Annotated in this window: 23 protein-coding genes; 15 read left to right on the plus strand and 8 right to left on the minus strand. The window is 74.7% G+C overall.

Translation table 11 applies throughout. The features are described 5' to 3' along the window. Nucleotides 1-35: 35 nt before the first annotated feature. Nucleotides 36-875 (minus strand): hypothetical protein, encoded by an 840-nt coding sequence (locus tag BLP29_RS13410; RefSeq protein ID WP_133379163.1) that lies wholly within the window; start codon nt 873-875, stop codon nt 36-38. A gap of 127 nt (nt 876-1,002) precedes the next feature. On the opposite strand from BLP29_RS13410, the gene BLP29_RS13415 reads away from it, so the two are divergent. The 8 genes from BLP29_RS13415 to BLP29_RS13450 all read left to right on the plus strand — a co-directional run bounded on the left by BLP29_RS13415 (nt 1,003) and on the right by BLP29_RS13450 (nt 6,841). Beyond that, nucleotides 1,003-2,256 (plus strand): hypothetical protein, encoded by a 1,254-nt coding sequence (locus BLP29_RS13415; RefSeq protein ID WP_092805260.1) that lies wholly within the window; start codon nt 1,003-1,005, stop codon nt 2,254-2,256. Then, entirely contained in the window at nt 2,253-3,002 is a 750-nt protein-coding gene (locus BLP29_RS13420; protein ID WP_207798487.1) for a glycosyltransferase family 2 protein, read from the plus strand. The genes BLP29_RS13415 and BLP29_RS13420 overlap by 4 nt, the downstream gene beginning before the upstream one ends. After that, on the plus strand, nt 2,999-3,835 hold the full coding sequence (locus BLP29_RS13425) for a ChbG/HpnK family deacetylase (protein ID WP_092805262.1): 837 nt from the start codon (nt 2,999-3,001) through the stop codon (nt 3,833-3,835). The genes BLP29_RS13420 and BLP29_RS13425 overlap by 4 nt, the downstream gene beginning before the upstream one ends. After that, entirely contained in the window at nt 3,832-4,500 is a 669-nt protein-coding gene (locus tag BLP29_RS13430) for a class I SAM-dependent methyltransferase (RefSeq protein ID WP_092805264.1), read from the plus strand. The genes BLP29_RS13425 and BLP29_RS13430 overlap by 4 nt, the downstream gene beginning before the upstream one ends. Continuing rightward, nucleotides 4,497-5,474: an NAD-dependent epimerase/dehydratase family protein gene (locus BLP29_RS13435; RefSeq protein ID WP_092805266.1), complete on the plus strand. Its 978-nt coding sequence runs from the start codon at nt 4,497-4,499 to the stop codon at nt 5,472-5,474. Before BLP29_RS13430 ends, BLP29_RS13435 begins: the two co-directional genes overlap by 4 nt. Before the next feature lie 161 nt (nt 5,475-5,635). Next, complete coding sequence (locus BLP29_RS13440) at nt 5,636-5,905, plus strand: hypothetical protein (protein WP_092805268.1); 270 nt, start codon at nt 5,636-5,638, stop codon at nt 5,903-5,905. Between the two features lie 105 nt (nt 5,906-6,010). After that, entirely contained in the window at nt 6,011-6,403 is a 393-nt protein-coding gene (locus tag BLP29_RS13445) for a F0F1 ATP synthase subunit epsilon (RefSeq protein ID WP_092805270.1), read from the plus strand. 33 nt (nt 6,404-6,436) lie between these two features. Next, nucleotides 6,437-6,841, plus strand: a complete 405-nt coding sequence (locus BLP29_RS13450) for a DUF2550 domain-containing protein (protein ID WP_092805272.1) — start codon at nt 6,437-6,439, stop codon at nt 6,839-6,841. 16 nt (nt 6,842-6,857) lie between these two features. Here BLP29_RS13450 and BLP29_RS13455 read toward each other — a convergent pair whose 3' ends face one another. Beyond that, on the minus strand, nt 6,858-7,469 hold the full coding sequence (locus BLP29_RS13455; protein ID WP_092805274.1) for a cob(I)yrinic acid a,c-diamide adenosyltransferase: 612 nt from the start codon (nt 7,467-7,469) through the stop codon (nt 6,858-6,860). Between the two features lie 34 nt (nt 7,470-7,503). Between BLP29_RS13455 and murA the strand changes: the two genes are divergently transcribed. After that, nucleotides 7,504-8,799 carry a UDP-N-acetylglucosamine 1-carboxyvinyltransferase gene (murA, locus tag BLP29_RS13460; protein ID WP_243469949.1) on the plus strand — a complete coding sequence of 432 codons (1,296 nt, stop codon included), beginning with the start codon at nt 7,504-7,506 and terminating at the stop codon, nt 8,797-8,799. Here murA and BLP29_RS13465 read toward each other — a convergent pair. Beyond that, nucleotides 8,789-9,112, minus strand: coding sequence for a hypothetical protein (locus BLP29_RS13465; RefSeq protein ID WP_092805278.1), 324 nt, complete (start codon nt 9,110-9,112; stop codon nt 8,789-8,791). The two genes, murA and BLP29_RS13465, sit on opposite strands and share 11 nt — an antisense overlap. 98 nt (nt 9,113-9,210) lie before the next feature. Here BLP29_RS13465 and BLP29_RS13470 point away from each other — a divergent pair, with 98 nt between their 5' ends. Then, complete coding sequence (locus BLP29_RS13470) at nt 9,211-11,202, plus strand: methylmalonyl-CoA mutase family protein (RefSeq protein WP_092805280.1); 1,992 nt, start codon at nt 9,211-9,213, stop codon at nt 11,200-11,202. An 82-nt stretch (nt 11,203-11,284) separates the two neighbouring features. On the opposite strand, the gene BLP29_RS13475 is transcribed toward BLP29_RS13470, so the two are convergent. Continuing rightward, entirely contained in the window at nt 11,285-12,010 is a 726-nt protein-coding gene (locus BLP29_RS13475; RefSeq protein WP_207798489.1) for a YqjF family protein, read from the minus strand. Between the two features lie 65 nt (nt 12,011-12,075). On the opposite strand from BLP29_RS13475, the gene BLP29_RS13480 reads away from it, so the two are divergent. From BLP29_RS13480 to BLP29_RS13500, 5 genes are all read left to right on the plus strand, one after another. Beyond that, entirely contained in the window at nt 12,076-12,849 is a 774-nt protein-coding gene (locus BLP29_RS13480; RefSeq protein WP_092805284.1) for an enoyl-CoA hydratase-related protein, read from the plus strand. 159 nt (nt 12,850-13,008) lie between these two features. Beyond that, nucleotides 13,009-14,364, plus strand: a complete 1,356-nt coding sequence (locus BLP29_RS13485) for a dicarboxylate/amino acid:cation symporter (protein ID WP_092805286.1) — start codon at nt 13,009-13,011, stop codon at nt 14,362-14,364. 44 nt (nt 14,365-14,408) lie between these two features. Continuing rightward, nucleotides 14,409-15,080, plus strand: a complete 672-nt coding sequence (gene nucS, locus BLP29_RS13490) for an endonuclease NucS (protein ID WP_092805288.1) — start codon at nt 14,409-14,411, stop codon at nt 15,078-15,080. Nucleotides 15,081-15,186: 106 nt separating this feature from the next. Then, the gene (locus BLP29_RS13495) at nt 15,187-16,968 is read left to right on the plus strand and encodes a 3-hydroxyacyl-CoA dehydrogenase family protein (RefSeq protein WP_092805291.1); all 1,782 of its coding nucleotides are present in this window, start codon (nt 15,187-15,189) and stop codon (nt 16,966-16,968) included. Between the two features lie 76 nt (nt 16,969-17,044). Next, nucleotides 17,045-17,281 (plus strand): hypothetical protein, encoded by a 237-nt coding sequence (locus tag BLP29_RS13500; protein ID WP_243469950.1) that lies wholly within the window; start codon nt 17,045-17,047, stop codon nt 17,279-17,281. Here BLP29_RS13500 and BLP29_RS13505 read toward each other — a convergent pair. The 4 genes from BLP29_RS13505 to BLP29_RS13520 all read right to left on the minus strand — a co-directional run bounded on the left by BLP29_RS13505 (nt 17,275) and on the right by BLP29_RS13520 (nt 22,047). Beyond that, entirely contained in the window at nt 17,275-17,898 is a 624-nt protein-coding gene (locus BLP29_RS13505; protein WP_092805293.1) for a class F sortase, read from the minus strand. The genes BLP29_RS13500 and BLP29_RS13505 overlap by 7 nt on opposite strands. A gap of 6 nt (nt 17,899-17,904) precedes the next feature. Then, a complete protein-coding gene (locus tag BLP29_RS13510) occupies nt 17,905-18,783 on the minus strand; it encodes a DUF4397 domain-containing protein (RefSeq protein ID WP_243469951.1) in 879 nt (292 codons plus the stop codon). 83 nt (nt 18,784-18,866) lie between these two features. Continuing rightward, nucleotides 18,867-20,579 (minus strand): hypothetical protein, encoded by a 1,713-nt coding sequence (locus tag BLP29_RS13515; protein WP_092805295.1) that lies wholly within the window; start codon nt 20,577-20,579, stop codon nt 18,867-18,869. A 136-nt stretch (nt 20,580-20,715) separates the two neighbouring features. Continuing rightward, the gene (locus tag BLP29_RS13520; protein WP_092805297.1) at nt 20,716-22,047 is read right to left on the minus strand and encodes a coiled-coil domain-containing protein; all 1,332 of its coding nucleotides are present in this window, start codon (nt 22,045-22,047) and stop codon (nt 20,716-20,718) included. Between the last annotated feature and the right edge of the window lie 5 nt (nt 22,048-22,052).

Here is a 22,052-nt window from a genome sequence, read left to right on the forward strand (position 1 = left end):
GGCCGCCGGCGTGTGCGGGCAGCGCGCCGGGGTGCCTACTGCCGGTGGTGCTCGTCGAGCAGCTCGTCGGCCGGGACGGTGGGCACCCCGAACCGGGCCAGGCAGATCGCGGCGCCGACGGTGACGACGAAGCCGAGCACGGCCAGCCACCCGAGGCCGGGCACCGTCTGGTCGCCGACCGCCAGGCCCAGCCCCGCGCCGAGCACCGACTCCGAGGCGACCATCGTCGCCGTGACCACGACGACCGCGCCCCGCTGCAGGGCCAGTGCGCCCGCCACCAGCCCGGTGAGGCCGGCCACCCCCACGGCCCACGCGGCCGGGTCGCCCAGGACGCCGGGCACGGTCACCGGCGCCAGCACGCGGGCGGCCAGCGACAGCACCCCGAACGCGACCCCGGCCAGCACGCCCAGCGCGGCGCCGGATGCCCCGAGGCGGGTCCCCACGGCCACCGCGACGGCGCTGAGGCCCGCCGCGGCCAGCGCGCACCAGGACACCCACGTGGGCACCTGCTCGGCCACCGACGGCTGCGCGGCCACCGCGACGCCCACCAGGCCGCCGGCGAGCGCCACCAGGGCGACCACCTCGCGGGCGCGCAACCGCGAGCCGAGCAGCACCGCGGCCAGCACGGCGGTCACGCCCAGGCTGCTGGCGCGACCGGCCTGCACCAGGAACAGCGGCAGCGCGCGGACGGCGACCAGGGACGCCAGGAACGACACCCCGACGAGCGCGGTGCCGACCAGGTAGCGCGGGTCCCGGGCCAGGCCACCCAGGAAGCCGGCGACGCGCTCGGCCGAGGACCGACCGACCGCCGAGGCCTGCAGCACCGCCGCGGCCCCCGAGCACAGCGCGGCGGCGACGAGGGCGAGGGCGGACACCAGCACGGGCACCTCCGGGGTCGGCGAGCGGGGCGACGCACGTCACGTCCGTCCCGTGGGCCCCGGGGACCCTACCGACACGCGCCTGTTCACCGATCTGCCAGGTCGGCCCCCTAGGGTGCCTGCCGTGATCGATGCACCCGCCCGCGCCGAGGGCCTCGTCGTCCGGAGGCTGCCGGCCTTCGCGCTGGCCGCCTTCCTGCTGCTGGCGGTCGTCGTGGGCGTGGTGGCCTCGCTGGCCTACCCGGGCCGCCCGGAGCTCGGCCTCGACGGGCCGTGGTGGTTGGACGCCCTGTTCCAGGGCGACTCGGGGTGGTACTTCTCGATCGCGTCGCAGGGGTACTCCTACACCCCGGGTGTGCAGTCCCCGATCGCGTTCTTCCCGGCCTACCCCGTCACGGTCCACCTGCTGGGCGAGCTGATGGGTGGTGACTTCTCCACGGCGGCGGGCGTGCTGACCCTGGTGTTCGCCGGCGCGGTCACCGTGCTCTTCGCGTCCTGGATCCGCACCCGGGTCGCCCCCCGCACGGCCGTCGTCGCGGTCGGGCTGCTCCTGCTCTACCCGTACAGCTTCTTCCTCTACGGCAGCGGCTACAGCGACGCGCTGTTCCTGCTGACCGCGCTGGGGGCGTTCGCCCTGCTGGAGCGTCGGCAGTACGTGCTGGCCGGGCTGGTGGGCATCCTGGCCACCGCGGGCCGCCCCATCGGCATCGCGGTCACCGCAGGTCTGGCCGTGCGCGCGCTGGAGCTGCTGGCCCAGCGCCGCACGGCACAGCACGACCCCGACCCCGACCCCGATCCCGACCGGGCCGGTGCCGGGTCGCCGGGCCGGCCCGTCCCGCTGCGCGCGCTGGTGGCCGCGCTGCGCGACGTGGGCTGGCGCGAGGTGAGCCTGCTGGTCTCGGTCGCCGGTCTGGTCGGCTGGATGGTCTACCTCGGCGAGCGCTTCGGCGACCCGCTGGCCTTCGCCACCGTGCAGGGGGCCCCGGGCTGGAACCAGGGGAGCGGGCCCTTCACCTGGTTCAAGGGACCGTTCGTGGGCAGCGTGCTGTCCCTGGACTGGGACGTCCTGGTGCTGATCGTGCCGCAGGCCCTCATGTGCGGGCTGGCGGTGCTGCTCGTGCGCACCTGCTGGAAGCGGTTCGGCTGGGGCTACACCGCCTTCGCGGTGGTCTCCATCGCCATCCCGATCATCGGCACGAAGGACTTCATGGGCGGTGGCCGCTACGTGCTGGCCGCCTTCCCGCTGCTCGCCGCGGCCGCCGTCGTCCTCACCGGGGATCGCCGTCCGCGGTGGCTGGCTCCGGCGGTGCTGGCCGTGCTCGGGGTCGGTCTGGTGATCGCCACCGTGGCCTATGTTCACGGGGTGGAGGTCTCGTGAAGGGCGCACCGCCTGTCCAGCTGCTGTCGGTCTTCTTCCCCATGTGGAACGAGGAGGAGTACGTCGAGCGGGCCGTGCGCGCGGCCGAGGAGGAGTGCCAGCGCCTGCAGGGCCTGGACGAGATCGCCGAGTACGAGCTCGTCATCATCGACGACGCCTCCACCGACGGCACCCCGCAGATCGCCGACGACCTCGCTGCGGCAGACCCGCGCGTCCGGGTCGTGCACCACCCGGTGAACCGGGGGCTCGGCGGGGCCATCAAGACCGGGTTCGCCTCCGTCCGCGGGGACGTGGTGCTCTACACCGACGCCGACCTGCCCTTCGAGATGCTCGAGCTCGGCCGCGCGCTGCGGGTGCTGCGGCACTACGAGGCCGACATGGTCTCCGCCTACCGCCTCGACCGCACGGGCGAGGGCCCGCGCCGCGCGGTCTACTCCTTCGTCTACAACGGGCTCATCGCCCGGCTGTTCGGCACCCGGGTGCGCGACATCAACTTCGCGTTCAAGCTGGTGCGCCGCAGCGTGCTCGAGGCCGCCCGGCCGGTCAGCGAGGGCTCCTTCATCGATGCCGAGCTGGTCATCCGTGCCCAGCGGCTGGGCTTCCACATCGTGCAGATCGGCGTCGACTACTTCCCCCGCACCCGCGGGGTGTCCACGCTGAGCTCGCCGGCGGTCATCCGCCGCATGCTCACCGAGATGCGCGAGCTCCGCAGCGACCTCGACCAACTGGCCCCGAGGAAGCGGTGACCCGGCTGCTCGTGGTCAACGCCGACGACCTCGGCCTGACCGCCGGGGTCTGCCGTGCCGTGGCGCTGGCGCACACCGACGGTGTGGTCACCTCGACGTCGGTGCTGGCCGTGGGTCGGGCGTTCGACGACGCCGCCGCGGTGCTGCAGGACAACGAGGAGCTCGGGCTCGGCGCGCACCTGGCCATCGTGGGGGAGGACCCGCCGCTGCTCACCGCACGCGAGGTGCCCACCCTCGTCGACCGCTCGGGCAGGTTCCCGCTGTCCTACCGCACCGTGGTGGCCCGCGGGGTGGCCGGGCGGATCGACCCGGCCGACGTGGCTCGCGAGTTCCGGGCCCAGATCGAGCGGGTGCGGGGCATCGGCCGTCCGGTGACCCACCTGGACACCCACCAGCACACCCACCTGTGGCCGGCGGTCGCCGACGTGGTGGTCGACCTCGCCGGGGAGGCCGGCATCGGGGCGGTGCGGCTGCCCGGCAGCGCCCGGCGGGGCCCGCTGGGCGCCGGCGTGCGGGTGCTGGCCGGCCGGTTGCGGCAGCGGCTGGCCTCGGCCGGGGTCGCCACGACGGAGGCCTACGCCGGTCTCGACGAGGCCGGCCGGCTCGACGCCCGCGGGCTCGACGTGGCCCTGCGCCGGGCCGCGCGGGCCGACGTCGGGTCGCTCGAGGTCAACGCGCACCCCGGGGAGGCCGGCGACCCCGACCTGGCCCGGTTCGACTGGGACTACCGATGGGCGGACGAGACGACCATGCTGACCGACCCGGTGACGCGCCGGCTGGTGATCGCCCACGGTTTCCGGCTGGGCACCTTCGCCGACCTGGTGGCGGCGTGAGCCGGCTGCCCGACCGGGCGGCCCGCCGTGCCTTCGCGGCCTACCGCAACGCTCCGGTCGGCCACCGCGCGCACCTGCTCGTCCGCTGGGTGACCTGCCCCTTCGCCCCGCTCGTCGACGTCCTGCCCACCCACGGCCGGGTGCTGGAGGTCGGGTGCGGGCACGGCCTGTTCAGCACCTACCTGGCCGAGCGGTCGCCGGGCCTCGCCGTCCACGGGGTCGACATCGACGCGGACAAGGTCGCCGTCGCCGCGGCCAGCACCCGGCCGGGGGACCGGCGCTCGTTCGCCGTCGCGCCCTCCGGTGCGGTGCCCGCGGGTCCGTGGGACGCCGTCGTGCTGGTCGACGTGCTGTACCTGCTCGACGCCGCGGGCCAGCGTGCCCTGCTCGAGGAGTGCGCGGCGCGGCTGGCGCCCGGCGGGGTGCTGGTGGTCAAGGACATGGCGGTGACCCCGCTCTGGAAGGCCCGGGTCAACGCGCTGCAGGAGACGGTGTCCGTGCGGCTGCTGGGGATCACCGAGGGCTCGCGCGACTTCGACTTCGTGCCCCCCGACGAGCGCGCCCGCTGGCTGGTCGCGGCCGGTCTGGTCGACGTGCGCAGCCGGCGGCTGGACCGCGGGCGGGCACACCCGCACCACCTGCTGGTCGGGCGGGCGGCGTCGTGAGCGGACTGCCCGCAGTCGTGGTCACCGGTGGCGCGGGGTTCATCGGGTCGCACGTCTGCACCGCCCTGGCCGAGGCCGGGCACCGGGTCGTGGCCGTCGACGACCTGTCCACCGGGTCCGCCGACAACCTGGTCGGCGTGCCCGAGGTCGACCTCGTGGTCGCCGACGTCGCCGCCCCCGGTCTGGTCGACGTGCTGCGCTCGGTGGGCGCCGGCGTCGTGTGCCACCTGGCCGCGGCCATCGACGTCCGGGCCTCGGTCGCCGACCCGGTCGCCGACGCCACCCGCAACGTCGTGGGCACCGTGGCCGTGCTGCAGGCAGCCGTCGCGGCAGGGGTCGGCAAGGTGGTCTTCGCCTCCTCGGGCGGCTCCATCTACGGCGCCGCCACCCCGCCTCCGGTGGCCGAGGACGCCGAGATCGCCCCCGAGTCGCCGTACGCGGCCAGCAAGGCGGCGGCCGAGCTGTGGCTGCAGACGTTCCGCCGGCTACACGGGCTGCGCTGGACCGCGCTGGCCCTGGCCAACGTCTACGGACCCCGGCAGGACCCGGCGGGCGAGGCCGGGGTCATCTCGCTGTTCGCCGACGCCCTGCTGGCCGGCCGGTCGACCACGATCTACGGGGACGGCAGCCAGACCCGCGACTTCGTCCACGTCGGCGACGTCGCGGCCGCGTTCCGGGCCGCGTCCGGCGAGCTGGCCGAGGACTGCCGGCTCAACATCGGCACCGGCGTCGAGACCTCCGTGCGCGAGCTGCACACGCTGCTGGCCGGGCTCTGCGACGCCCCCGACCGCCCGGCCACCGCGGCGGCGCGGGCGGGGGAGCTGCAGCGCTCGGCGCTGGATGCCCGGCGGGCGCGGGCGGTGCTGGGCTGGACCCCGCAGGTGCCCCTGGCCGAGGGGCTGGCCGGCACGGTCGAGTGGATCGGCTCACGTGCGTCGGTGTCCGCGCTGCGGGGTCCCGAGGGCCCCCGATAGCATCGCGGGCGGTCGGGGCCGCGGCGCTGCGAACCGGCCGTCCCCCACCACCCCACCCTTTCGGGTGGTCGTGGGCGCCCGACCTCACCCCGAGGTCGGCCGGGGCCGAAGATCACCGCGAGAGCCCGGACGACCCACCGGGCACGGCAGGGAGAAGCAGCGTGGACGACAGCCAGCAGACCGGACCCGCTCCGGTGCTCGGCGCCGCACCGTTGCTGACCCCGACCGGTGAGCCGACCGCGGACCACCCGTCGGGCCCGCTGCCGCTCACGGGCACCGGTGACGAGTCCGACTGGTGCTGGCCGCCCTACGCCCCGCCGCCGCCGGCCGACGTGCCGCGCTTCGACCTGGAGGAGTGGGCGCCGAGCTCGGTCGTCCGGCGTCCGCTCGTCCGGATGGGCCGCTGGACCCTGCTCTACCGCCGGGGCTGAGCGACCCGCGGCGGGGGTGGCGTCCCAGCTGCGGTTATTGTGGGACGGACCCGTCGCCGTCAGGTGACCTGAGCACCGGCCCGCCGGTGGACCCCGAGGAGTGTCGTGGCGACCCTGCAGGTCGAGCTCGTGGCCGTGGAGCGCAAGATCTGGTCCGGTGAGGCCTCGATGGTCATCGCCCGCACCACCGAGGGTGAGCTCGGCGTCCTGCCCGGCCACGCCCCGCTGCTCGGCGAGCTGGCGCCCGGTGGCGTCGTCACCATCCGCGTGGCCGACGGCGAGGACCTCGTCGTGGCTGCCCACGGTGGCTTCCTCTCGGTGACCGAACGCGGCGTGTCGATCCTCGCCGAGACCGCCGAGATCTCGACCGAGATCGACGTCGAGCGCGCCCGGGAGTCCCTGCGCCGCGCCGAGTCCGCCGCCGACGACGACGAGGAGGCGCTCGCCGCCGCCCGTCGCGCCCAGTCCCGGCTCCGCGCCGCCGGCCAGGCCGCCTGAGCCAGGCGGGGCCACGAGGGCGGGGGTGAGACGTTGAGCACCGCCGTCCTGGTCGTCGTCGCGGTCCTGCTCGTCGCCCTCGTCGCCACCTTCCTGCTCCGCCGGCACTTCCTGCTCTCCGGGCTCGGCGCGGTCACCATGTGGTTGCGGCCGGTCGGCGCTCCGCGCTGGTCGGTGGGCGTGGCCTGGTACGCCGGCGGTGAGCTGCTCTGGTACCGCGCGCTGTCGTTGTCGGTGCGCCCGACCCAGCGACTGTGCCGCGCCGAGTTCCACGTCGAGGGCCGCCGGCGCCCCACGCCCGAGGACGGCGCGGTGCCCGCCGACAGCCAGGTGCTGATCTGCCGCACCGGGGCCGGCCCGCAGGAGCTGGCCATGGACTCCTCGACCGTGACCGGCTTCCTCTCCTGGATCGAGTCGGCCCCGCCGCTGGGCCGCTAGCAGCGGGGCCGCACGCTCAGCTGGAGCTGTCCCGCGCGGCCCGCTGGGCGTGGACACCGCTGTGCGCGCCGGGCTCCCAGAGCACGTCGCCGCCGGGGTTGGCCGCCCGGGACAGGATGAACAGCAGGTCCGAGAGCCGGTTGAGGTACTTGGCCGTCTCCTCGTTCGTGTGCTCGGCGTCGGCCTCCAGCAGGGCCCAGACGCTGCGCTCGGCCCGCCGCGCCACCGTGCGGGCCTGGTGCAGCAACGCCGCCAGGGGCGTGCCGCCGGGCAGGATGAAGGAGGTCAGCTTCGGCAGCTGGGCGTTGTGCTCGTCGCAGGCCGCCTCGAGCCGCTCGGTGTAGGCGGCGGTCACCCGCAGCGGCGGGAACTCGGGCTCCTCGGTGATCGGGTTGCAGAGGTCGGCGCCGATGTCGAAGAGGTCGTTCTGCACGCTGCGCAGCAGCTCGAGCAGCTCGGGGGAGGGCGCGCCCAGGGCCAGCGCGACCCCGATGACGGAGTTGGTCTCGTCGACGTCGGCGTAGGCGGCCAGCCGCACGTCGGTCTTGGCCACCCGGCTCATGTCGCCGAGGTGGGTCTGCCCGGCGTCGCCGGTCTTGGTGTAGATGCGCGTCAGCCGGACCGTCATGCCCGCACCCTACGGCCGAAGTACCGTCAGCCGGGTGGACTGCTTCGAGGTGATCGGCGGGACGTCGCTGCGCGGCCGGGTGCGCGTGACCGGCGCCAAGAACAGCGCGCTCAAGCTGATGGCGGCCGCGCTGCTGGCCAGCGGGCGCACCACCATCGAGGAGGTCCCCGACATCCTCGACGTCGCGATCATGAGCGAGGTGCTGCGCCGGCTGGGCTGCGGCGTGGAGTTCGAGAAGTACACCGACGGCCGCGGCGGCGGGGGCGGGCGGGTCGTCGTCGACGTGCCCGACATGCCCTCCAGCGAGACCGACTACGACCTGGTGCGCCGCATGCGTGCCTCGATCAGCGTGCTCGGCCCGCTGGTCGCCCGGTGCGGGCAGGCCAAGGTGGCGCTGCCCGGCGGCGACGCCATCGGGTCACGCGGGCTGGACATGCACGTGGCCGGGCTGGAGCGGCTGGGTGCCACCGTGCACAGCGAGCACGGCTTCCTCATCGCCACCGCCCCGCGGCTGGTGGGCACCTCGATCTGGCTGGACTTCCCGTCGGTGGGTGCCACCGAGAACCTCGTCATGGCGGCCGTGCTCGCCGAGGGCACCACGGTGGTCGACAACGCCGCCCGCGAGCCCGAGATCGTGGACATCTGCACCATGCTGTCGGAGATGGGCGCCCGGATCAGCGGGGCGGGCTCCTCGACCATCACCGTCGAGGGCGTCACCGAGCTGCACCCGGTCACCCACACCACCGTGCCCGACCGCATCGTCGCCGGCACCTGGGCGATCGGTGCCGTCATGACCCGCGGCGACGTGGTCGTCGAGCGGGCGGCCCCCGAGCACCTGTCGGTCGCGCTGGACAAGCTGCGCACGGCGGGGGCCACCGTCGAGCAGGTCGAGGGCGGGCTGCGGGTCGCGATGGCCGAGCGGCCCACCGGCGTCGACGTCGTCACGCTGCCGTTCCCGGGGTTCCCGACCGACCTGCAGCCGATGGCCGTGGCGCTGGCCGCGGTCTCCACCGGCACGGCGCTCATCACCGAGAACGTGTTCGAGGGCCGGTTCATGTTCGTCAACGAGCTCGTGCGGCTGGGTGCCGACGTCCGCATCGACGGGCACCACGCCGTCGTCCGCGGGCGCGAGCGCCTGTCGAGCGCTCCGGTGCTGGCCACCGACATCCGGGCCGGGGCCGGTCTGGTGCTGGCCGGGCTGTGCTCGGACGGTGTCACCGAGGTGGCCGACGTGCACCACGTCGACCGCGGCTACCCCGACTTCGTGGAGCAGCTGCGGGGGCTGGGCGCCACCGTCGAGCGCACCACCCGCGAGGGCATCAGGGACTGAACGTCCCGGCCAGGCTGCGGGCCCGGTCGGCGTCCTCGGGGAAGACCAGCACGTCGGCGCGGTGCGGGGCCGGGAAGCGCACGGTCGAGCGGATGCCGGCGTCGGAGAGCACCGCCCGCAGGGCGAGCGCGGAGTCCTTGCGGGTGAGGGTGGCGACCCGGGTGAGCAGGCCGTCCTCGGCGGACGGGCGCTTGGTCGCCTTCGGCGCGGACGACGCGAACGCCCAGCGCAGGAAGACGGCGAGGATCGCCAGCATCGCCATGGCGATCGCCGGGCCCACGGCGTAGTGCAGGCTGCCTGCGTCGATCGGCACGGGCGCTCCTCCAGGATGTGCGGACTGCAACCGAGTGTGCCACCGCGTGAGGCGTTCGACACTGTGGTTACTGACCGGTAGCCCTACACTCCCCGGACATGCCGTTCCCTTCAGCGCCGAAGGACCGGGACCGCCCGTGGGTCATGCGCACCTACGCCGGCCACTCCTCCCCGGCCGAGTCCAACGCCCTGTACCGCCGCAACCTGGCCAAGGGCCAGACCGGCCTGTCGGTGGCCTTCGACCTGCCCACCCAGACCGGGTACGACCCCGACGACGAGCTGGCCACCGGCGAGGTGGGCAAGGTCGGGGTGCCGGTCAGCCACATCGGCGACATGCGTGCGCTGTTCGACGGCATCCCGCTCGACGAGATGAACACGTCGATGACCATCAACGCCACGGCGATGTGGCTGCTGGCGCTCTACCAGGCCGTCGCCGAGGAGCACGGCCACGACGTCACGAAGCTGGCCGGGACGACGCAGAACGACATCGTCAAGGAGTACCTGTCGCGGGGCACCTACGTGTTCCCGCCGGCGCCGAGCATGCGGCTGATCACCGACATGGTCGCCTACACGGTGACGACGATGCCGAAGTGGAACCCGATCAACATCTGCAGCTACCACCTGCAGGAGGCCGGGGCCACGCCGGTGCAGGAGATCGCCTACGCGATGAGCACCGCGATCGCCGTCCTGGACTCGGTGCGCGACTCGGGGCAGGTGCCCCAGGAGCGCTTCGGCGAGGTCGTGGCCCGCATGTCCTTCTTCGTCAACGCTGGGGTGCGCTTCGTCGAGGAGATGTGCAAGATGCGCGCGTTCACCCGGCTCTGGGACGAGCTGACCCGCGAGCGGTACGGCGTCGAGGACCCCAAGCACCGCCGCTTCCGGTACGGCGTGCAGGTCAACTCGCTGGGCCTCACCGAGGCGCAGCCGGAGAACAACGTGCAGCGCATCGTGCTCGAGATGCTCGCGGTCACCCTGTCCAAGGACGCCCGCGCCCGCGCGGTGCAGCTGCCGGCCTGGAACGAGGCACTGGGCCTGCCACGGCCCTGGGACCAGCAGTGGTCGCTGCGGTTGCAGCAGGTGCTGGCCTACGAGACCGACCTGCTCGAGTACGACGACCTGTTCGCCGGCTCCACCGTGGTCGAGGCCAAGGTCACCGAGCTCCTCGAGGGGGCCCGTGCCGAGATGGAGCGGGTCGCCGAGATGGGCGGGGCGGTGGCCGCCGTCGAGTCCGGCTACATGAAGGGTCAGCTGGTCGGGTCCCTGGCCGAGCGGCGGCGCCGGATGGAGAGCGGTGAGGACGTCGTCGTCGGCGTCAACAAGTTCGACTCCACCGAGCCCAACCCGCTGACCGCTGACCTCGACACGGCGATCCAGACCGTCGACCCGGCGGTCGAGTCCGCCGCCCAGGAGGCCGTGCGGGCCTGGCGTGCCGACCGCGACGACGCCGCGGTGGCGCAGGCCCTCGAGGAGCTCAAGCGGGTCGCGGGCACCGACGAGAACCTGATGGCCGCGACGCTGGCGTGCGCGCGGGCGAAGGTCACCACGGGGGAGTGGGCCGGCGCGCTGCGCGAGGTGTTCGGCGAGTTCCGGGCGCCCACCGGCGTCTCGGCGGCCAGCACCGGTGAGGCCGACGGCTCGCTCACCGAGGTGCGCGAGCGGGTGCGCGCCACCGGCGAGGAGCTCGGCGGGCGGCTGCGGCTGCTGGTGGGCAAGCCCGGGCTCGACGGGCACTCCAACGGCGCCGAGCAGATCGCCGTCCGGGCCCGCGACGCCGGGTTCGAGGTCGTCTACCAGGGCATCCGGCTCACCCCGGCGCAGATCGTGTCGGCCGCGGTCGAGGAGGACGTGCACGTCGTCGGGCTGTCGGTGCTGTCCGGTTCGCACCTGCAGGTCGTGCCCGCGGTGCTGCAGGGGTTGAAGGACGCCGGCCTGGACGACGTCCCCGTGGTGGTCGGGGGCATCGTGCCCGACGCCGACGCGCGGCGGCTGCGCGAGCAGGGCGTGGCCCGGGTCTTCACCCCGAAGGACTTCGGGATGACCGACATCATGGGCCAGATCGTCGACGTCGTCCGCGAGGCCAACGCGCTCTAGGAGGACCCCCTCGCCCCCCACGACGCCCCCCACGACGCGCTCCGCGCGCCGTGGGTCCCTGCGAGGGGGCCGTTCCAGCGGGTCATCTCACCCACGGGCCGAAGCGCACCGGGACGCCGGGGGACCACAGCACGCTGTTCGGTTCCCCGGCGACCGGCACGCCCGCCGCGGCCGTCAGGTCCTCGGACAGCTCGACCACCGAGGCCCGGTGCAGCGGCCACTCCGGGTGCTCGTTGGGCCAGTACGCGGTGCGGCCGAGGAACCCGCGGTGCAGGCCCCACCGCGAGGTGAGGAAGCGGTCCAGCGGCGCGGGGTCGGCGATGCGCTCACCGACCTGCACGGCGATCCGGCTGTGCGCGCCGCGCGGCGCCGGCCAGCGCCGCCGCGAGGTGTAGGTCACCACGTCGCCGTCGCGGCGCACCCGCATCCTCGCGAACGTGTAGGGCAGCCGGGCCACCCAGCGGGCGGCCAGCACCGGCAGCAGCCGGTCGGCCTCCAGCGAGGAGAACACCACTCCCCGACGGCCCTGCTCGTCGACGGAGTACAGCCGCACGTTGGTCTCGGCGAACGAGCCGAGGTAGGGCAGCCCGGGCAGGCCGAAGAAGCCGATGCGCCGCATCCGGAACGGGATCAGCCCCACGTAGGTCGCGCCGTCCAGGGTGTCGGGGCGGGTGCCCGGCGGCAGGTGCGGGGCGACCAGGGCCGGGTCGACGGCCCAGTGCAGGAAGGCGAGGTCCGCCCAGCCCTGGGTGAAGACCGTGGCGCCGATCGGGCGCGGCGCGGTGGGGGTGACCGGTTCTGGGTGCACGGGTCCCTGCATGCCCGGGGTCGGGTCCCTCGACACCGGGACGTGCGCGTGGTGGGGTCGGGTGCATGGCAGAGCTGGCAGCACCCCGGGTCGAGCGCACCGACGACGTCGTCACCCTCACGATGTGCCGGCCCTCCCGGCGCAACGCACTGTCCCGGGAGCACCTGACCCAGCTGCTGGCCGCCGTGCGGGAGATCGCGGCCACCGACGCCACGGCGATCGTCGTCGCGGCCGAGGGCCCGGTGTTCAGCGCCGGGCACGATTTCGCCGACATGGACGGGGCCCCGATGGCCGAGGTCCGGTCGCTGCTGACCCTGTGCACCGAGTTCATGCAGACCCTGCACCAGGTGCCGCAGGTCGTCGTCGCCCGGGTGCACGCCCTGGCCACCGCGGCCGGCGCCCAGCTCGTCGCCTCCTGCGACCTCGCGGTGGCCGGCGAGTCCGCGGGGTTCGCCGCGCCCGGGGGCAAGGGTGGCTGGTTCTGCCACACGCCGATGGTGCCGATCGCGCGCAACGTCGGCCGCAAGCGGGCGATGGAGCTGGCCCTCACCGGCGACGTCGTCGACGCCCGCACCGCCCTGGACTGGGGGTTGGTCAACCGGGTGGTGCCCGATGCCGAGCTCGACGACGCGGTCGCCGACCTGGTGGCGCGGGCGACCCGGGGGTCGCGGGCGTCCAAGGCGTGGGGCAAGCAGGCGATGTACGCCCAGCTGGACCGGCCCGAGGCCGACGCCTACCTGCAGGCGGTCCAGACCATGGCCGCCGCGTCGCAGCTCGACGGTGCGCGCGAGGGCGTGGCCGCCTTCCTCGGCAAGCGTCCGGCGGTCTGGACCGACTGACGCATCACACCGGGAACAGGCGCGGACGGGGACGGTTGGCACTCCTGTGCGCACTCTGTGGCTGACCAAGCGGAGGGTCGTCGACTTCGGTCGGGCGACCACCGAGGGTTGACGACGGCGCAGCCCCGCCGTCCCTCCCTCCTGCGAAAGGCCTCCTCCGTGCTCTCCCGCCTCCGCCGCGTGCCCTTCGCGGCCCAGGTGCTGATCGCCCTCGTGCTGGGCGTGGCCCTCGGGCTCGTCGCCCGCGCCATCGGCACCGTCCCCGGCAGCTACGTCGACGGCGAGCTCGTCGCCGGCACCGACCAGAACTGGCTGACCTCGACGCTGGACACCATCGGCTCGACGTTCGTCGGGCTGCTGCGGGTCATCGTCATCCCGCTGATCGTCACCGCGATCATCGTCAGCATCGCCAACCTCAAGCAGGTCGGCAACGCCGCCCGGCTGGCCGGCCAGACCCTGCTGTGGTTCGCGATCACGGCGCTGATCGCGGTCTCCATCGGCATCGGCCTGGGCCTGATCACCCAGCCGGGTCGCAACAGCTCGGTCGCGGAGTCCGCCGCCGACTACAGCGGCACCGGCGGCTCGTGGTGGGACTTCCTCACCGGCCTGGTGCCCGGCAACATCCTCGGCCTCGAGGGCTCGACCGACGGCTCGCTGTCGTTCAACGTGCTGCAGCTCATCGTCGTCTCGGTCGCGGTCGGCATCGCCGCGCTGAAGGTCGGCGAGGCGGCCGAGCCGTTCCTGACCGTCACCCGCTCGGCGCTGGCGATCGTCCAGAAGGTGCTGTGGTGGGTCATCCTGCTCTCGCCGCTGGGCACGCTGGGCCTCATCGGGCACGCCGTCGCCGCCTACGGCTGGGAGTCCCTGGGCTCGCTCGGCGTCTTCGTCGCGGCCGTCTACGGCGGGCTCGTGCTGGTGCTCGGCGTCGTCTACCCGGTGCTGCTCAAGCTGCACGGCCTCTCGCCCAAGCGCTTCTACGCCGGTGCCTGGCCGGCCATCCAGCTGGGCTTCGTGTCCCGCTCCTCGATCGGCACGCTGCCGGTGACCGAGCGGGTGACCGAGGCCAACCTGGGTGTCCCGCGGTCCTACGCCTCGTTCGCCGTCCCGCTGGGGGCGACGACCAAGATGGACGGCTGCGCGGCGATCTACCCGGCGCTGGCCGCGATCTTCGTGGCGCAGTTCTTCGGCGTCGACCTGTCGATCACCGACTACCTGCTCATCGCGCTGGTCTCGGTCGTCGGCTCGGCCGCCACCGCCGGCGTCACGGGCGCGGTGGTCATGCTCACGCTGACGCTCTCGACGCTGGGCCTGCCGCTGGCCGGCGTCGGCCTGCTGCTGGCCGTCGACCCGATCCTCGACATGGGCCGGACGGCGACCAACGTCGCCGGCCAGGCGCTGGTGCCGACCATCGTGGCCAAGCGCGAGGGCATCCTCGACCAGGAGCGCTACGACTCGACCACCACGGTCGACCCGATCCGCTCCCTCGGCGAGACCCGCGAGCCCGAGCGCGTCTGACGCGGTCGCCGGGCACGGGCGTCGGCGCGGTAGCGTCGGCGCCCGTGCGCCTGGTCATCGCGACGTGCTCCGTCGACTACGTCGGGCGGCTCACCGCCCACCTGCCCACCGCCACCCGGCTGCTGCTGGTGAAGGCCGACGGCTCGGTGTCGGTGCACGCCGACGACCGCGCCTACAAGCCGCTGAACTGGATGACCCCGCCCTGCACCCTCAAGGACGCCCTCGTCGACGGATCGGGCACCTGGACGGTCACCAACAAGGCCGGTGAGCAGCTCGTCATCACCATCGAAGAGGTGTTCCACGACGTGCGGCACGAGCTCGGGGTCGACCCCGGCCTGCAGAAGGACGGCGTCGAGGCCGAGCTGCAGCGTCTGCTGGCCCTGCACGTCGAGACCTTCGGCGCCGGGTGGCAGCTGGTGCGCCGCGAGTACCCGACCGCGATCGGCCCGGTCGACCTGCTCTGCCGCGACGAGCGGGGCACCACGGTGGCCGTGGAGGTCAAGCGCCGCGGGGAGATCGACGGCGTCGAGCAGCTGACCCGTTACCTGGAGCTGCTCAACCGCGACCCCCTGCTGGCCCCGGTCAAGGGCGTGTTCGCCGCCCAGGAGATCAAGCCGCAGGCCCGCGTGCTGGCCCGCGACCGCGGCATCGACTGCGTGACGGTGGACTACGCGGTGCTCAAGGGCACCGACGACCCCACTCAGCGCCTGTTCTGAGACCTGCTTCACGCCCGCCGGTGGTTACCCGCGGGTAACCAGCTCTGGCAGACTCGCCGGACCAGGGTGCGACGACGAGGTCGCGCCGGGACGAGGGAGTGGCAACGTGGCCAGAGAACTCAGCCAGGTCGGGGTCGTCGGGCTCGGCACCATGGGCGCGGGCATCACCGAGGTGCTCGCCCGGGCCGGCCTGGACGTGACGGCCGTGGAGGTCTCGACCGAGGCGCTCGAGCGCGGCCGCGGCCACCTCGAGCAGTCCACCGACAAGGCCGTGCAGCGCGGCAAGCTCGACGCCGCCGACCGCGACGCGATCCTCGGGCGCATCCGCTGGTCGACCTCGCTCGACGACCTCGCCGAGGCCGAGCTGGTGGTCGAGGCGATCCCCGAGCGCATGGAGCTCAAGACCGAGGTCTTCGCGGCGCTGGACAAGATCTGCCCACCGGACACGATCCTGGCGACCAACACGTCGAGCCTGTCGGTCACCGAGCTGTCGGTGGCCACCGGCCGGCCGAGCAAGGTCATCGGCATGCACTTCTTCAACCCGGCGCCGGTCATGAAGCTGGTCGAGGTCATCAGCACCGTGGTCACCGAGCCGTCGGTGATCGCCGACGTCGAGGCGCTGGCCGAGCGGCTGGGCAAGACCGACGTGACCGTGGGCGACAAGGCCGGCTTCATCGCCAACGCCCTCCTCTTCGGCTACCTCAACCACGCCGTCTCGATGTACGAGGCCAAGTACGCCAGCCGCGAGGACATCGACGCGGCCATGCGGCTGGGCTGCGGCCTGCCGATGGGCCCGCTGGCCCTCATGGACCTCATCGGCATCGACACCGCCTACGAGATCCTCGACACGATGTACAAGCAGTCGCGCGACCGGCTGCACGCCCCGAGCCCGATCATCAAGCAGCTGATGACCGCCGGGCTGCTCGGCCGCAAGACCGGCCGCGGCTTCTACACCTACGCCGGCCGCGACTCCGCCGAGGTGGTGGCGGACGCGCAGACCCCCACCCCGGGCGGCGCCGCCGAGGGCGCCCGCCCGGTGCACACGGTCGGGCTGGTCGGCTCGGGGACGATGGCCACCGGGATGATCGAGGTGTTCGCCAAGGGCGGGTACGACACCGTGTTCGTCGCCCGCACCCCCGAGAAGGTCGAGGGGGTGCTCGCCGCGATCACCAAGAGCCTGGACAAGCAGGTCACCCGCGGCAAGCTCGACGAGGACGGCAAGGCCGCCGTCCTGGCCCGGCTCACCGGCACCACCGACCGGGCCGACCTGGCCGACGTCGACCTGGTGGTGGAGGCCGTGGTCGAGTCCCTGGCGGTCAAGCAGGAGCTGTTCGCCGAGCTGGGGCGCATCTGCAAGCCGGGCGCGGTGCTGGCCACCACGACGTCGTCGCTACCGGTCATCGAGTGCGCGAAGGCCAGTGCCCGCCCCGGGGACGTCGTGGGCCTGCACTTCTTCAACCCCGCCACGGTGATGAAGCTGGTGGAGGTGGTCTCCACCGTCGCCACCTCCGACGACGTCGCGGCCACCGCGCACGCCGTGTGCGGGCAGCTGGGCAAGCACGCGGTCTCCTGCACCGACCGCTCGGGCTTCATCGTCAACGCCCTGCTGTTCCCCTACCTCAACGACGCGGTGCGCATGCTGCAGGCGCACTACGCCACCGCCGACGACATCGACGCGGCCATGAAGGTCGGCTGCGGCTACCCGATGGGCCCCTTCGAGCTGCTGGACACCGTCGGGCTGGACGTCTCGCTGGCCATCGAGCGCGAGCTGTACACCGAGTTCCGCGAGCCGGGCTTCGCCCCTGCACCGCTGCTCGAGCACCTGGTCACCGCCGGGTACCTCGGGCGCAAGACCGGCCGCGGGTTCCGGGAGCACGCCCGCCGGTAACCTCGGCGGGGTCATGGGCAGGGGACGGCGGCGGCCGCACGCAGGTGCACGCCCGCCGCTGTCCCGCACCCCACCGGTGGAGACCGCCGACGACGGCGACTGGGTGGTCCGCCCGGTCACCGGGTCGGCCAGCACCCGGGCCTACCGCTGCCCGGGCTGCGACCAGGAGATCCGCCCCGGCACGCCGCACGTGGTCGCCTGGCCGGTCTACGCCCGCGACTCCGACCTCGACCCGTGGGACACCGAGTCCTCGATCGACCTGCGCCGGCACTGGCACACCGCGTGCTGGCGCGCCCGCTCGCGTCGTCACTGAACCAGCGACGCGTACACCACCACGTTGTCGACGTAGCTGCGCCGCGAGCGGTCGAACTCGCCACCGCAGGTGATCAGCCTCAGCTGCGCGTCGACGGTGGGGCCGTACACCTCGTCGGTGGCGAAGGCCGACTTCGGGTACTCGGCGACCCGGGTGACCTCGAAGGTGAGCGTGCTGCCGTCGGCCTGCCCGACCAGCACCTGGGCCCCGACGGCGACCTCCTCGAGCCGGTAGAAGACCGCCGGGCCCGAGCGGGAGTCCACGTGGCCGGCCAGGACCGCCGGGCCGACCTGCCCGGGCGCCACGCCGGCGTCGAACCACCCGGCCTGCGCGTAGTCGGCCGGCGGCACGAGGGCGCCGCTGCCGTCGACCCCGATCGGCACCAGGCTGCTGGCCAGGTCGACGCTGGGCACCGCTACGGACACCGGTGCCACCGAGGCGACGGGCTCGTCCGTGGCCGCCTGCACCACCGGTGCCGGTGGCGAACCGGCCACGGCGGGGGCGGGCGGACTCCCCGCCAGGACGGCGACCGCACCGCTGACGACGGCGACGGCGGCCAGCAGCCAGCGCAGCCTGGTCAGTCCGCGGTGCGGGGCGCGGTGCCGGTGACCGGCCACCGGGGGTCAGGCGGCGTGGCGGGGTGCGGACCCGCGCCGCGGCAGCCGGCGGCCCGAGGCGAGCACGCCCCCGGCCAGCGCCAGTACCGACACGCCACCCAGCACGTACAGCAGCGGGGAGGACGACCCGGCCGCGCCACCACCACCGGCCTCGACCCCGCCGGCGGGCACGACGCCCGGGCTGGCGGCGTCCAGCACCGTCTGCACCCGCACGCCGGAGTCGCCGTCGAGCAGCAGCACGGTGTAGGACGAGCCGTCGGCCAGGTCGACGGGGAGGTCGGTGGGCGTCCCGCCGGCGCCGCTCACCTGCAGGGTGGTGGAGCCACCGGGGACCGCCACGTAGTCGGTGCGGTCGGGGAAGGCCAGGTCGCCGGACAGCGTCGGGCCGCCGGCCAGGGCGACCGCGGCCGGCGTCAGCGTCTGCGAGGCGTTGATGACCCGGGCGCGGGCGTCGCCGGCCGGGGGAGCCGACAGGTCGTCGTCGAGCACCGTCAGGCCCAGCTGCGCGAAGGTGCCGACACCGGCCACCGTGTAGGCGTCGCCGGGGGCCACCGTCACGGTGGTCGAGAGCACCGGGGCCGAGGTGGCGGGCGCACCGGCCGACCGCATGGAGACGGTGTACGTGCCGGCCGGCACGGACTGGTAGTCCGAGACGGTGCCGTAGCCGACACCGGTGAGCACGATGCCGGTGTCGGGGGAGGACACCGAGTCGACGTAGACGTCGACCGAGGGGGTGTCGGGGCTCAGGTGCGCGAGCCGCAGCATGCCGGTGTCGGCGGCGCCGGCGATGCCCGGGGCCAGCAGACCGAGCAGGACGGCCATGCCGGTGACGAGGCCGGTGAGGAGGCCGGTGATCAGCGACGGAGCGGTGCGCCGGTGTGCCACGGCTGGCCTCCTGGGTGACGGGACGACTACTGCGGGCAAACCGTACCGGTCCGTCACGGGCCGGGCACCCGGACCGGTGGTGGTCACCCGGCCGAGGCGGCGACGAGCTCGTCGGGGGCGGGGGCGTAGCCGAAGCCCACGCGCAGGCCGTCGTCGACCACCTCCACGGTGCTCGGGGCGTAGGGCGGCAGCTGCGCGACCAGCCAGCCCTGCACCTGGTCCGCCAGCGCCGGGTCGTCGGCCAGCCGGGTGCCGCCGACGGAGTCCACGACCGCGTAGCGCAGGGCGGTGCCCACCTCGCCGGGGACCGTGGGCATCGCGGTCACCCCGACGCCGTACTGCGCCGCGATGCCGGCCAGCAGCGTGAGCAGTCGCGGGTCGACGTCGCCCGAGAGCAGCGCCCCCGTCACCTGGCCGGAGTCGGCCGTCGTCGGGTTGGTGAGCAGGGCCCCGGCCAGCTGTCGGCGCAGGGCGCGGTCGTCGGCGTCGGGGGCGCGGTACCGGGGGTCGACGACGGCCAGACCGGTGGTCTCGTCGCCGAAGCGCGCGACCACCGGCCCGGGGCCGGCGGGCTCGCCGCGGCTGACCTGCAGCCCGCCCGGCTCGATCGGCACACCGGCCCGCTCCAGGTCCTCGGCGAGCAGCCCGTCGGCGGCCACGGGGGTGCCGGCGGGGAACTGGTCGGTCAGCCACGAGACCAGGGCGCGGCGGTCGGCGGCGCCGAAGTCGTCGGCCCGGGCGGTGCCCAGCGCGGCCCCGCCGACCCCCAGGGAGACCACCAGCGCGACCGCCGTGGCGGTGGCCAGGGCCGGGCGCAGCGGCCGCGTCGCCGGGTGGCGCACCAGCTCCTGCACCAGTGCCCCGAGCAGCAGCGCACCGAGGGGCAGGCAGACGACGAGGGCGGAGAACCGGCCGGGCGGGGCGATCGCGGCCAGGGTGGTCACGGCCAGGGCGCCGGCCGGCGGTCGCCAGCGGGGCAGCACCCACGCGGCGAGCGCCCCGACCGCCAGCAGGCCGGCCGTGAGCAGGACCGAACGGGCCTCGCCGGCCGCCCAGGGCGCCAGGACGTCGGGTTGGGGATCCCAGCGCGGCAGCAGCAGCACCAGCACGACGAAGACCGGGGCCAGCAGGGCCGCGAGCACCGTGCGCGTGCGGGTCGACCACCGTCGACCCAGTCGTCCGGTGGCCAGGGCGCCGGCCGTGCCGGCCAGGAGCAGCAGGGCGACGTCGGGGGCGAGCACGACCGCCGGAACGAGCGCGGGCACGGCCAGGGCCCGCACGACCGGCCGGCGGCGGCCCAGCCCGAGCCAGGCTGCCAGCAGCATCCAGGGCACCGCCCACGCCGCCGGCGAGCTCACGGCGTGCACGAGCACGAGCCCCGGGACGGCGCCGAGCACGAGCACGGCGACGCAGGCCCCGGCGTCACCCAGCCGGGCCCGCCGCGCCACCCGCCACAGGAGCAGGCACGACACCAGCAGGGCGACCCAGAGCAGCTCCCGGCCCGCCGCGGCCAGGCCGCCGTGCCGCTCGAACGCCCGCGTGACCCACGCCCACCCCGCGGTGTGCACGACGGCCAGGCCCTCGGGGGTGAGCGGGTCCGGTGCCGATCCGCCCTGGACCCAGGCCCAGGCGGGCGCGGTGAGGGCACCGTCGTCGGCCAGTGGTGTGCTGCGCAGGGCGCGGGCGGACACCGCCGCAGCCAGCGCGAGCGCGGCCAGCGGGGCGAGCACCGACCAGCGGACCCGGCTGGTCGTCCCCGAGGAGTGCCGGGCGCGGGTGCTGCTGGTCGCGGACACAGCGGCACCCCCCAGCGTCGACGGAACGACCTCACACCCCGGTGGGCACTGTGGCACGCACCGTCACGACCGGCCAGTCACCGCGTTCGCCCGGGAGCACGGCCGGGCAGTTACCGCCTCGGGAGGCGGCGCAGGATCAGCGGGGCTCGGCGCCCCCGCCCTTCTGGGCCGGCTGGCTGCCGGTGGGGACCGACCGGACGGCGGGCTGCACCGCGGTGGCCGGACCCTGGGTGGGGGCCGGGCGCGCGGGCTGCGGGGAGCCGCCCGGCTGCTCGCCCGCCGGCGGGTCGCTCGCGGGCCGGGTGCCCGCGGACTGAGCACCTGCGGGCTGCGCACCTGCGGGCTGAGCACCTGCGGGCTGGGCACCTGACGGCTGGGCACCTGACGGCTGGGCACCTGACGGCTGGGCACCTGCGGGCCGGGCAGCAGCGGGCGCGGCTGCCGGCGGTGCGGCCGGCTGAGGCTGCGGAGCACCCGAGGGTCGACCCGGTGCCGTGGGCGCCGCGGGGGCTGCGGCGGTCGTCGGGGCCGCGGTGGTGGCCGTCCCGGACGACCGGGGCCGGTCCTGCCCCGCACCCTTCCCGGCAGCCTCGTCGGCGCTCGTGCCGTCGACCGCGCGGTCGCCGGCGGTGTCCTGGTCCTGGGCGGGACGGGCGGCGGTGGCCGGGGCGTCGGCGAGGTCGGGAAGCTGCCCGAGCAGGCGCCGTACCTCGTGCAGGCGGGTGGCCAGCTCGTCACGGGTGCGCCGGAGGGCGGCGGCCTCCTCCTCGGCGGCCGAGACCGTGGCGGCGGCACGCTGCTCGGCGGCGGCGACCCGCTGCTGGGCGGCGGCGACCGAGCTCTTCTCGCGCTCGTCCTCGAGCCGGGCGGCCTCGGTGCGCCGCGCCCGCTGGGCGATCTCGAAGTCCTCCTCGATCTTGGTGCGGCGGGCCTGCGAATCGGCGTCGAGCTGGGCGACCCGCTCCTGGGCCTTGGCGACCAGCTCGTCGGCCCGGGCCTGCGCCTTCGCGGCGATCTGCTCGGCCTCGTGCCGTGCCTCGGCGAGCACCCGCTCGGCGTCGGCGCCGGCCTGGGCCTGGCGCTGCACCGAGGCGTTCTCCTCGGCGGTGATGCGCTGCCGGATCGCGTCGGCCTCCTCGGCGGCCCTGCGGCGCACCTCGGCGGCCTCCTCCTCGGCCAGCCGGAGCATGTGCGAGATGCGTTCGCCCATGTTCTCGAAGGTGGGCGCACCGGCGGAGGCGGCCTTGCGGCGCAGGCTCTCCATCTCCTGGTGCAGCGCCGACAGCTGGGCGGCCAGGTCGGAGGCGCGCGACGCCGCGGCGTCGCGGTCGGCCATCGTGACCCGCAGATCCGCGTCCAACCGCTCGATGGCCTCGGCCACCTGGTCCCGGTGGTAGCCCTTGCGGACCACCTCGAAGGAGTAGGTGGCCTCGCGCAGCGGGAGCAGTTCGGCGTGGGGGTCGCTCATGGCTC

The organism is Klenkia marina (assembly GCF_900101025.1).
Taxonomy (GTDB): Bacteria; Actinomycetota; Actinomycetes; order Mycobacteriales; family Geodermatophilaceae; genus Klenkia; species Klenkia marina.